This is a genomic window from Streptomyces sp. FH025, assembly GCF_017427025.1.
GTDB lineage: Bacteria > Actinomycetota > Actinomycetes > Streptomycetales > Streptomycetaceae > Kitasatospora.
In genome coordinates, this window is sequence record NZ_JAFLNG010000210.1 from 1 (window position 1) to 11,152 (window position 11,152).

Genomic DNA, 11,152 nt, shown 5'->3' on the forward strand with positions numbered 1-11,152 from the left:
GGTGTCCTGGCGGCGCCGGGTGGAGCGGACCCGGCGAGCGGCCGAAGCCGGGACGAGGGAACCGCGTACGCCGCTGTCGGCGAGTTCGGTGTCGATCTCGGCGAGGAGCGAGGTGAGTTCGTCGGCCTCCGGGCCGCTGGCCTGGGCGTGCACCTTGGTCAGGTCGGCCCGGAGTTCGGTGAGGTACTGCTGAGCGTCGGTGGCGGGGTCGGGTTCGAGGGCGGGTTCCTCGGTGAGGTGCCAGCCTTCGCGGCACTGGGCGGCGCGCAGGCGGCGCTTCCGTTCCGCACAGCTCGGGCAGAGGCTGGCGCGGGTGGCTCCGCACGGGATGTCGACGATCTCGGTGTGGCCGGTGACGATGTCGGTGCGGCGGACGGCCACCGGTCGGACGCAGACGCCGTGTTCCTCGGCGACTTGGCGGAGCACGGAACGGGCCAGGGGCATCCGGGCCCGTTCCGCGCGGGTGGAGCCGGTGGAGCCGCTCATCGGCGGTCTTCCGAGTAGCAGAAGGTGTAGAGGGCCTCCATCAGGCGGACCAGGTCTCGGCCGGTGGTGATGGGCGGGTAGCCGGCGTCCTAGATCCGGCGGGCGATGTCGAAGAGCATGCCGCGGGTGAAGCGCGGGTCCTGGCCGTTCTTCGGTGCGAGGACGGGGTAGTTGGCGGCGTCGGGCAGGCGGTAGTCGGTCATGGCGGTACCTCCGGTCAGGGGTGGATGGTGGCGACGGTCTTCGCCAGCCAGGCGAGCAGGTTGTTGATCAGGGACGCGGCGCCCGTCTCGGCGAGGAGGAAGCCGAAGACGCCGCAGAGGAGGAGGTGGGTGACCCTCAAGGCCTTGTGGCGGAGGAGGATCGCAATCAGGGCGCCGAGGAAGAGGACGAAGGAGCCGGTGACGATCACGGGCGAGCACCACCTTCCGGGTTGGTGTCCAGGGGGCTAGACACTGCGTAGATGGAGTTGTCGCCGTACTGGGCGACGAGGGCTTCGATCTCGGCGTCGGAGACGTAGGCGGCCCGGACGCGGAGCGGGGTCGGGCTGCCCTCGTTGCGGACGTAGCCGACGCCCGCGCCGGTCGTGGGGTCGGGGGAGATCAGGTCCGCGTACGCGCCCCGGTCGCGGGCGCCGTTGCCGAGGACCATGTCCACCTGGGTGGCTTCGTCCATGCGCAGGGCGATCCGGTCCGGGAACAGGTTGCGGAGGTTCATGACCTCCTTGCGCGGGTCCTGGATCGCGCCGACGAAGCAGAAGCCGACCGAGCGACCCTGACTGGTCAGGGTGGCGATGGCCGCCTCGGCGCGGCGGCGGAGGTCGCGATCCGGCTGGTAGGCCGTGAGGAAGGCGAGTTCGTCGGCGAGGATGACGACGAACGGTGAAGCGGCGGTGGGGGTGTGGGCGCGGAGGCGGCCGGTGAAGGACAGGACGCGTTCCTGCATCCGGTCGACGGCCTCTTCGAGCAGGTCGACCATGTGGGCAGGATCGCTGACGTACTTGGTGAACAGGCTTGCACCGAAGGACAGTTCCATACGCTTGGGGTCCAGCGCCCAGATCTGCACCAGGCCTTCGGACAGTGCTGGGAGCAGTCGGCGGACCACGCCCCACAGGACCGAGCCCTTGCCGGAACCAGTGACCCCGGCGACCAGGACGTGAGTGCAGTGCAGCCGCAGCCGCCACGGTTCGCCGTCCTCACAGGTGCCGATCTCTACCGACCGCCACTGGACTTGGACCAGCGGTTCGGCCTCAGCTCCACCTCCGCCGCCAGCTCCGCGAGTAGCCGTCTCGCTCGGCGCGACAGCTTCAAGGCTGCCACCAGCGTTCGGAAGCTCAGGTGCCGAAGCCGCCCAGGCCGACGCGGCGACCTTCCGCGCTCCGCTTGCCAGGCGACGAAGGCGAAACCGACACCGGCCCGCCAGTGACCGGACCTGGCTGGCCCCCCTCAGTCGGCCGCGGAGCGAGAACCGAACAGACTTGGAGGTCGCGCCCGTTACCGTGAACGGCCGGGCGAGCGGATCGGATGTCCAGGCCCGCAGCACCACGGCCCCGCGCCGAGGACTGGTCACCTCGACCCGGTGGACGCGCCAGGCGTGCGCGATCCCGTGTGCGTGCTGTGCGACTTGCTCGGGGACCTGTCCGGGCAGCAGCCCGATAAGGACGTCCAGGCCGCCAGGGTGCTTGCGCACCCGAGCGATGCGCGGCCAGACGTATTCGTACGCGGCATCGAAGCGGGGAAGCGGTGCCTGCTGCCAGAGCCCCAGGGCGTAGCTCAGCTCCGGCCAACCGCGTCGGATGCGCGAACGCAGGGAGTTCATCCGGTACACCAGCCAGCCGATGGGACCGGCGACGTAGAGCGCTATGGCCAGCCGCCCGCCGGCCGGTCCGAGCAACGGCCAGCGCTGGCCCCGCGGCAAGGCTCACGACGACGCCGTCGTAGCCACCGTCACGCTGTAGGACGCCAGTCCCGAAGCTGAACCGGAGTCACTGCCGAATTCCGCTCTACTAGGTCAAGGGCGCGCGCCCTGCACGCGCCGCTGCCCCGCCCCGGCCGGCCGACGCCGGGCGTGCGGGCTGGCGCCCGGTCCCGGCGCGACCGCCCGGGCAGGGGCAGCAGGGTGGCTGGGACGGGCGGCTCCGCGGTCTTACCCACCTCCCCGGACAGGGACCCGCGTTGAGCAAGACCGGGGGGCCACTCGGCCAAATTGCGGTCAGGCCCAAAAGCCCTGACCGAGTCGCAGCAGCTTACGGCCCCCCGATCATGCTCGACCCCAGCCCGGACAGGACACCGGCCAAAACCGCTCCGCCGCCTGCGGGGTCTAGCCGAAACTCTTCACCAGCGCCGCCACCTGCTTGAGATCTTTAATCTCTTCTGTAGAGGAGCCCCGACGGGTGAAAATCCGGTCGTCGAAGTAAGAGACATCAGACTGGCCCGGAATTAGCACCCGGAGCACAGACAGTCCCTTATATTCGATCGTATCCATTCCGGAAAGGATCTGCGTAGCCAAGGGCTCACTGATTGGCTGCTGCGAGATTTTGGTGACAAATTTCTGAGTGTAGCTTTCCAAGGGGATTCCCTTTGATTTCGCCTCCCTTTCGATTCCAACGACGTGATACCGACCCACCTTTACTGACTCTACTCCGTCTAGTGACTGGATTCGAGTTGCGTCAGCATCCTTGTCTGCGACGCCGATGAACAGATAGCCCTCGACGCCTGGCTGTACATTGGCAATCGCGCAGATCGTCTCGGCCAGCCGCTTGAAAATCAAATCGTCCCATTCACGCTTGTTGTCGAGTCGCAGCAGGCCCTGTTTGAACTCGTATCGGCTTGTTTCGATACGAGATCGGCGGAGAGAATTTTCAAAGTCGAGCGCAAGTCCGGGGCCGTGTCCGAATGCTGGGGGGACTTTTGCAACGAAGTGTCGTTGAATCAGGCCAGTGACGGCATCAATGTTGGATACCCGATCCTCGGCCGAGGTGTAGTGGCGTGCAGTCTTCAGTCGCGGGCTGACGCCGCGCAGGGCAGAGACGATTGATTCGTAGTCGTCTGGAGACTTCTGCTGTCGGACAATCAGATCGAAAAATGACATGAAGATCGCATAGAAAGGCGTTCGAATCGGGTTGCCGCCGGTTCCGGGCCGGACAAGGTTCCTGAGTCCATTTGGCGAAGGAAGCTGCTGGTCCGCGACCTCTGCCAGCACGGAAAAGACGGACTGAATCTCTTCTTCTAGTCGGCGTGCGCCGTATGCGGCAAGGTTGCGCTCGATTCGCTTATGCTTCTCGCTCTGTGCATCGTATATGTCGTCAAACTCTTCCTTGCTTGCTGGAAATGGGCTTCCGAGGAGGATGGATGCCGCAATATCGGCAACCATTTGCTCGTCGTCGCCCTCGCGCAGCTGTTTCACATTAAGGATTCCGTGGCGGATCCATACGGTATCTTCGGCCTTGACGCCGTATTGCTGCTTCTCGCGGGCTGAATCGATAGAAATGCTGGGCATATTGTGCAGGAGTAGAACGTCGTCAGAGACATCGCCGCGAAGCGAGCTTGCTACTGTTCTGACCAGTTCTGAGAATGGGTTGATCATTCCAGCCTGCCGCTTCTCCTGGACACTAAGCTGCCGCCCGTTCGAATTGATTCGACTGAATACATTGGTAATTTGCTGCTCGGTTTGCGTGGGGTAGATCGTAACCGCGAGCTGATAGTCGAGCAGGTTTGCGCACTTTTCTGCGGGGAGCAGAAATAGGGTTTCGGCTGGCTCGAACGACCCTGCATCTGCGGCCTGCCGGGCTCGCGCGCTCTGGCCCAAATCGAAATGCATGCCGTTGTAATCGTACTTTTGCTCGATGAATGAGAAGATTGCGTCAAGCCTCTGCATTCCATCGATGATTTCGTATTTTCCGCTGCCGTGAATTTCCGGCCGCTCTGCGAGCAAAATCAGAGGGATTGGGTATCCATCCAGGATGCTGTCGATCAGCAACTGCTTCTCGCTTACGGACCAGACGAGCTTTCGCTGGTACCGCCTGTTGACCAATAGGGCGTCGTCCCTGAACAAGCGGTACGCCTCCTGGATGCTCATGCCGCGCGGTGTGATGGAGACGTGCACGTCACTACTCAATGTTTGCTCCGGGAGGTTGGCAGGAACAGTGGGCGTAGCTTGGCACGTGTGTGGGTGCTGTGTCCGGAATATTGTGGAAGTGGCTATCTGTGCGTCAGGTCCTCGCGGTGGCTGGTAGCCGCTAGGCCAGGTCGTCCCAGAGGCGTGCCACAGGCGTGCCAGATCGGGCGGTACGTGGCGGTGAGTCGCGGGCCGTGGCGGTGTGCTGGCTGGGAACGGGCAGGTCGGGCGGGGCGCAGATCAAGGCCCGTGGCGGACGCCAGGGCTTGCAAAGCGGATGTCGGCGGTTCGAAACCGTCCGCGCCCACAGTGGGGAGCCCGGTGTTCCCGACCGGGATGGTCGGGAACACCGGGCTCTTTTGGTGTCGGGGCGGGGTCAGACCGCGATCACCCGCAGGGCGGGGTGGTCGGTGGTGTTGAGGTAGAGCTTCTCCTTGGTGCCCTCCTGCTCCAGCTCGATGACGAGGCGGTAGCGGTACAGGCCGGGCTTGGCGGTGCTCAGCACGGTGCCGGCCCAGTAGTAGTAGACCGGGGTCAGCGGGGAGCGCATCCGGTCGGGCATGCCGTAGATCTTGAGCTCGGTGAAGAGCTTGCGCTCGGCCACGTCCTCCTCGTCACCGAGTTCGGTGTCGAGGACCACGATGTTGTTGATCTTGGGCATGGGCGGCCAGGTGCCGTCCAGCCGCCGCTCCATGTCGATCGGGCGGATGATCCAGTTCAGCACCTGGCCCTGCTTGCAGACCGTCTCCAGCTGACGGGTGCCCTGGCCCGACCCGCCGACGCTGTTGTCGATCATGTACATCGCGTCGTTGAGCGAGCGGTTCGCGGTGGCCCGCTCCATGTTCACGAACGTGACGATGTTGAGCTGTACCGAGTTCAGCTGCCCGGCGTTCTGCTTCTCCGGCTCGGTGCTGCGCGTGCTCGTTGTCAAGGTTCCTCCTCCGCTGCTCAGAGCTGTCCGGTCGCCTGGCCGACCAGGACGGGCGACAGGGTGGTGGTGATCGGCTCGACCTGCGTGCCCAGCCGGAACCTGATCCGGTACGGCACCGGGGACGCGTGGTCCTTCTTCACCGTCGCGGTCCAGTAGGCGACGTCGGTGCCGGGGTACACCTTGCGGACCGGCTCGCACACCTCGTGGTCGATCTCGATCCCGTCGATGGCCACGAAGGCCTCGCACTCCAGCGCCAGCACGTTCCAGAGCAGTTGGTCGCCGGCCTTGACCGTCGTCCTCAGCTCCTCGGTGCCGAACCCGGTGGACCCGCCGGTCCGGTTGGTGTCGTACAGGTACAGGTGGCCGTGGGTGCTCTGGGCCGCCAGCATGCCCACGCAGTCCACCACCGCGGTGATCGAGATCGGGCGCTTCGGCGTTGTCTTCTGCCGTGGCTTGGTGGTCATCTACTCCTCCTCGTCCTTACGGGATCAGGGGCTCAGGCGAAGCTGGCCGGGGGGATCGGCAGGTAGCCCACGCCGGCCCCCGTGAAGCCGTTCCGCTTGGGGTCCGCGGTGATCCGGAGCTTCGACTCGCAGGTGAGGTTGACCGGCTCCCAGGTCCACTCGCCCGCCCGCTGGATCAGCTCGTGGAGCTGGATGCGCATCTTGTAGCTGTACGTCCCGGGCCGGGAGGTGTCGACCGTCGCCGACCAGTACCAGCCGTCGGTCACCAGGTCCGGGGAGCCGTACTCGGCCGGGTAGATGATCTTCTCGTCCACCGCGTCGCCGAAGATGTCGGTGATCACCGGAGCCGGGTAGCTGTGCGCGCCCTGGCTCTGGTCGGAGACCACCTTGCCCGTGACGTCCAGGAGCCGGTTCCCGGAGAGGGCGCGGGTGCGCGAGGTGGTCCTGACCCTGGTGCCGACGGTCTTCTGGATCCTGGCCAGCGCGGCCTCGGTGTCGCCGTTCGCCGAGGGCTTGCCGGTCAGCTCCGCCAGCTCCGCCAGCGCGTCCTTCTCGGCCTGGCGCGTCCGGGTGGCGTGGTAGCCGCGGGGCACCGTCGGGGGGATCGAACCGAGGCTGTACGGCAGCCAGTTGAGCACCTGCTCGCCCGCCTGCGAGCCGTCGCTCCAGTAGGCGCCGTTGACCGCGGTGACCAGTTCCCCGGTGCCCTGGTTCAGGGAGCCCTGGAGCTTCATGTTGTCGAACAGATAGGTGTTGCCGGTCAGCGTCCGGGACTCCAGCGCGTTGCCGACGTCCACGAGCACGATGATCGCCAGTTGTTGGGCCATCTGCCCACCCTCCTTGTCGGTGTTCCGCCTACAGGCACATCAGCGCGGGCGAGTCGACGTGCAGCACGCTGTGGTCGCCCTCGTACATCTGGAGCTCCAGCCGGTACCGGTACGGCACCCCCGGGGTCAGGTACGGCGGCACGACGCCGGACCAGACGTTGAGGTCCAGCTGCCCGCTCTCCAGCCGGTGGCCGGACGGCACCGCGCCGGCCGTGCCGTACCCGCCGTCCGTGCCGCCTGCCACGACGTCGTCCGCGGCGCCGTCCGCGGGGGCGCCCGCGGGGCCGTGGTCGACGCCGTACGCGGGCGCGGCCGCGCCCCCGCCCGCCGGGAGGAAGCTGATGCTCCTGATCTCGACGGGCGTCTGAAGGTCCACCGCCAGGGCGGACCACTGGACCACCTGGCCGGGCACCACCACGGTGACCAGCTCCGGCGTCCCCTGACCCGTGCTGTCGAACGACCCGTCGTCGATCAGGCAGAGGTTGCCGTTCAGCAGCGACTTGTCCGAGAGCGCGCCGATCACATCCACCACGACGGCGATGTTCACTTGCGGTTTCATACTCACTCCATTCCTCAAAACCACGTGCCGGAGCGGCGGTTGTGCCGTTCCGCTGGTTCTGTCAGATAGGCCTCAGCCGCGGTCGCGCACCAGGGGCACCTTGCCGACCGAGGTCCGCTCGATCTCCGCGGACGCCCGGGGCACGAACTTGATCAGGAACCGGTACCCGGTCTTCTCGATCGAGGCGGGGTTGGCCTCGCCCTGGTTGAACAGGGAGAGCGAGCGGGGCAGCGAGTTGACGAAGACGTGCTGGACCCCGTACGGGCCGAGCGCGGTGTCCAGCCGGTACGTCAGCCCCGCGGCGTCGTCGACCGAGGCCAGCAGCGTGATGGTCTTGCCCTCGCGGTGGTTCACGAACTGGATCTCGTGGGCCACCACGTCCAGGTCCACCGCCACGGCCTTGAGCAGGTCCTCGCGCAGCGCCTCGTAGGCGCGCGGGGCGGAGTACTGGCTGTCGTTCAGGTGCAGGATGTCCCCGGTGCGGCCGGCGAACTCGAACTGGCCGGTCTTCAGCCCCGGCCCGTCCAGCCTCGGGCGGCGGATCATCCGGTCGCCCAGCTTCAGCCGCAGCAGCGGGGCCTCGTGCGCGTGCAGCCGGGTGACGACCAGCTCGCCCTCCTCGCCCTCGGCGACCCAGCGGCCCTGCGCGTCGACGATCTCCACCAGGTGCAGCCCGGGAACGGCCGCCAGGTAGGGGGACTCCTCCGTCAGTTGCAGCCCGATGGTCTCCGCCTGGGTGGCGGCGAAGTAGCTGAGGATCGCCAGGTTCGGGTACATCGCCTTGAGCTCCGCCCGCTTGCGCTGCGGCAGCACCCCGCTCCCGTACAGCGCCACCCGGAAGCTCTCCTTGGCCTCCCGGCTCATGCCCGCGCCGAGTTCGCTGAGGATCGCGATGCCCGCAGTGATCCCCATCAGCGCCTTCGGGCCCGGGTAGGAGAACATGTGCTCCAGCACCGGGGCGGTGACCGGTCCCGCGCCGATGTAGTTGACGCCCGGCACCTGGGCCAGCACGCCGCCCACCATGGTGCCGCTGCTCCACATCTGGTAGTCCGCCAGCGTGGTGTAGAGCCACTTGGGGTCGCTGCCGCTCAGGTACCCGTCCAGCTGGTAGTCGCCCATGAACCGGCCGGCCACCTCGTAGGTGTCCCGCAGCTCCCGCAGCGAGTACACCGTCTCCAGCGGCTTCCCGCCGCTGGTGCCGCCGCTGGCCACGATCTCGAACCCGCCGCGCTCCAGCGGCACCACCATGCCCGGGCGCGAGTCCATGAAGAAGTCGCGCTGGGTCTCCTTGTCGGACAGCGGGATCCGCTGCCACTCCTCGTACGTCTGCGGGGCGCCGGTGATCCCGGCGCCCGACAGGCGGCTGCGCCAGAGCGGGTTGAGCAGCACCGTGTTGACCATCTGCTGGAGGCGGCGCAGCACCAGGGCGTCCTGGATCTCGTACGACACCTCGCTGTACGGCGCCTGGCAGACCCGCTCGCACTCGCGGAGCTTGCTCGCGAACGACGGGAGCTTCTCCACCGCGTCGATCGACTCCGGCTTCAGTTCCCAGTCGGGGATCAGCCAGCTCGCCAGTTCGCCGCCGCCGCCGGGCGCCGCCGGCCGGGCGGGTGCGGCGTTCACTGCACTCATCGTCAATTCCTCGTTTTCGTCTTGTTCATTCGGCCGCGTGCCGCTGTTCGTGCGAATGCCACGGTTCGTACGGCTGTCGTGATTTCCTGCGGCTGCCGTGATCTCATACGGCTGCTGTGATTCGTACGGCTGCCGTGATGCGTGGGACCGCCGTGATTCATGAGGCGGTGTTCACCTGGCGGCGGCGAGCAGATCGATCCCGACCCGCCTGATCTCGCTCAGCAGCATCCGGAAGTGCTCGGTGGTGATCTGGTGGTTCATCATGACCACGCGCAGTGCGGCGACGCCGTCGATGTTCACCTTGGAGATGAAGAAATTGCCCCGGAGTTTGATCCGGTTCCTGATCGCCACCTGGAGGCGGTGCACGTCCTCGTCGGAGAGTTCGGCGGGGCGGTAGCGGAAGCACAGGATGTTGGCCTCCGGGCGGTGCACCGTCTCGAATTCCGGCTCGTCCAGGAGAATTCCGTGGATTTCCTCGGTCAGCTCGCAGAGGTATTCGATCTTCTCGGCGAAGAGGGCCCGGCCGTAGACGGACCAGAGGGTCCACAGCGGCATGATCATGGGCCGCTTGGTGCACTCGAAGTTCCTGGCGCCGCTGTCGAGCTCGGTGTAGCGGTCCGGCTCCTCGTCGAACACGTAGCTGGCGCGCTGCTGGAAGGCCCCGAGGCTGTCCTCCTTGTTCCGGTAGAACAGCAGCGTGCAGGGCGCCGGGACGAACATCATCTTGTGCGCGTCCCACGCCAGGGAGTCGACCTTCTCGATCCCCCGCAGCCTGTGGCGGAGCTTGTCGGAGACCAGCAGGCTGGCGCCGTGCGCGCCGTCGACGTGCAGCCAGATGCCCAGTTCCGCGGTGAGGTCGCCGAGTTCGTCGAGCGGGTCGAAGGCGCCGACCGAGGTGGTGCCGGCCGAGGCGACCAGGGCGAACACCTTCAGCCCCCGCCGCTCGGCGGCCTCCAGGGTGGGCCGCACCTGCTCCATGCAGATCTGCTGCTCCCGGTTGATCGGCAGCCGTACGATCTGCGCTTCGCCGATGCCCAGGATTCCGGCCGCCCGCGAGACGCTGTAGTGCACGTCCGCGCCGACCGCGATGGCCGGGCGGGGCCCGCCGTCCGCCGCCGGACTGCCGCCCGACCAGAAGTCGGGGAACATCCTGTTCCTGGCCGCGAGCAGTGCGGTCAGGTTGGCCAGTGACCCGCCCGAGGTGGTCACCATGGCGTAGCTGTCGGGTTCCCAGCCGATGAAACGGTTCAGCTCCTCGGCCATGATGCGCTCCGCCACGCTGGGCAGCTGGCCGGCCTCGTAGAACGAGGACGGCTGGTTGACCACCGAGCTGACGAAGTCGACGACCCCGCCCAGTGGCACCACGCCCGAGAACTGCCGCCCCATGTAGCCCGGCGAGTGGACCGGGATCCCCGTCCTGACGTACAGGTCGGTGATCCCGTCCAGCCGCTTCTCGTCGAAGGCCGCGATCTTGTCGCGCTCGTCGGTCATCAGGGCCCTGGCGGCCTGGATCAGCGTTTCGGGGTCGATCAGTTCGAGCCCCCTGATCGAGGAGTCGGCCAGATGGCTTTCCAGCCGACTCAGTACCGCCTCGGAATTCTTCCGGAAAAGATCGGGGTCGAACGTGTTGGTCAGCATTTCGCCGCCGTGCGTTTTCCCGACCCTGAAAGGTGCGGAGAGCCTCGGTTTCTGAACACCGATGAGCGATCCGACTCCGCCCTGCTGCTCGACCATTTCCTGCGTCGATCGAGATTCCATCATAGGAGCCCCCCAATGGCCCTTGTTGAGGACACCGCGACTCTCCCTTTCCGGCGCTGTTCATGTCCAGCTGGCTAACCCGAACGAGTGAATCCGTTTTTTCTTCCGGCTTTCGATTGCGCGCTGTTGCGACCTGGCTCCGGCGTCCGGAATTCCATGAATCGGCTGGCCGGGTCGGTGGCGCGGTTCGTCACAATTCGAACGGCCGGGTCGAACGGCATGGCGATTAATCGAACACTGAATTCGGTCTTTTCATGTCGGTATGTCGGCTTCCCGGTCGGGCCGTTTCGCCCTTTCCCGCTGGTGGCGGGCATGCCGGTGCCCGGCCGTCGCGCCGGGTCGGCACCGGGTGCCATCCGTCCCACCGGAGGGTGACTCC

General features: G+C 66.6%; 11 protein-coding genes. All 11 read right to left on the reverse strand.

The window, feature by feature from the left end; all coding sequences use genetic code 11:
• A partial coding sequence (locus tag J0670_RS16955) for a replication initiator (protein ID WP_374223117.1) occupies positions 1-486 on the reverse strand: 486 nt, incomplete at its 3' end.
• A 217-nt stretch (positions 487-703) separates the two neighbouring features.
• Positions 704-898 carry a hypothetical protein gene (locus J0670_RS16960; RefSeq protein WP_207812438.1) on the reverse strand — a complete coding sequence of 65 codons (195 nt, stop codon included), beginning with the start codon at positions 896-898 and terminating at the stop codon, positions 704-706.
• Entirely contained in the window at positions 895-2,304 is a 1,410-nt protein-coding gene (locus J0670_RS16965; RefSeq protein WP_243437122.1) for an FtsK/SpoIIIE domain-containing protein, read from the reverse strand. The genes J0670_RS16960 and J0670_RS16965 overlap by 4 nt, the downstream gene beginning before the upstream one ends.
• A gap of 501 nt (positions 2,305-2,805) precedes the next feature.
• Complete coding sequence (locus J0670_RS16970) at positions 2,806-4,563, reverse strand: DUF262 domain-containing protein (RefSeq protein ID WP_207812440.1); 1,758 nt, start codon at positions 4,561-4,563, stop codon at positions 2,806-2,808.
• A 415-nt stretch (positions 4,564-4,978) separates the two neighbouring features.
• Entirely contained in the window at positions 4,979-5,533 is a 555-nt protein-coding gene (locus J0670_RS16975) for a hypothetical protein (RefSeq protein WP_207812441.1), read from the reverse strand.
• 17 nt (positions 5,534-5,550) lie between these two features.
• A complete protein-coding gene (locus tag J0670_RS16980; RefSeq protein ID WP_207812442.1) occupies positions 5,551-5,997 on the reverse strand; it encodes a hypothetical protein in 447 nt (148 codons plus the stop codon).
• Between the two features lie 32 nt (positions 5,998-6,029).
• Positions 6,030-6,824: a hypothetical protein gene (locus J0670_RS16985; RefSeq protein ID WP_207812443.1), complete on the reverse strand. Its 795-nt coding sequence runs from the start codon at positions 6,822-6,824 to the stop codon at positions 6,030-6,032.
• A gap of 28 nt (positions 6,825-6,852) precedes the next feature.
• Positions 6,853-7,383 (reverse strand): hypothetical protein, encoded by a 531-nt coding sequence (locus J0670_RS16990; RefSeq protein WP_207812444.1) that lies wholly within the window; start codon positions 7,381-7,383, stop codon positions 6,853-6,855.
• A 72-nt stretch (positions 7,384-7,455) separates the two neighbouring features.
• A complete protein-coding gene (locus J0670_RS16995) occupies positions 7,456-9,015 on the reverse strand; it encodes a hypothetical protein (RefSeq protein ID WP_207812445.1) in 1,560 nt (519 codons plus the stop codon).
• 171 nt (positions 9,016-9,186) lie between these two features.
• Entirely contained in the window at positions 9,187-10,653 is a 1,467-nt protein-coding gene (locus J0670_RS17000) for a pyridoxal-dependent decarboxylase (RefSeq protein WP_207812446.1), read from the reverse strand.
• A 194-nt stretch (positions 10,654-10,847) separates the two neighbouring features.
• A partial coding sequence (locus tag J0670_RS17005) for a hypothetical protein (protein ID WP_207812447.1) occupies positions 10,848-11,152 on the reverse strand: 305 nt, incomplete at its 5' end.

Excerpts from the sequence above, each read along its gene's own strand:
- J0670_RS16965 (WP_243437122.1), bottom strand. The coding sequence starts at position 2,304 with ATGAACTCCCTGCGTTCGCGCATCCGACGCGGTTGGCCGGAGCTGAGC.
- J0670_RS16970 (WP_207812440.1), bottom strand. The coding sequence starts at position 4,563 with ATGAGCATCCAGGAGGCGTACCGCTTGTTCAGGGACGACGCCCTATTG.
- J0670_RS16995 (WP_207812445.1), bottom strand. The coding sequence starts at position 9,015 with ATGAGTGCAGTGAACGCCGCACCCGCCCGGCCGGCGGCGCCCGGCGGC.
- J0670_RS17000 (WP_207812446.1), bottom strand. The coding sequence starts at position 10,653 with ATGCTGACCAACACGTTCGACCCCGATCTTTTCCGGAAGAATTCCGAG.
- J0670_RS16985 (WP_207812443.1), bottom strand. The coding sequence starts at position 6,824 with ATGGCCCAACAACTGGCGATCATCGTGCTCGTGGACGTCGGCAACGCG.
- J0670_RS16980 (WP_207812442.1), bottom strand. The coding sequence starts at position 5,997 with ATGACCACCAAGCCACGGCAGAAGACAACGCCGAAGCGCCCGATCTCG.
- J0670_RS16990 (WP_207812444.1), bottom strand. The coding sequence starts at position 7,383 with ATGAAACCGCAAGTGAACATCGCCGTCGTGGTGGATGTGATCGGCGCG.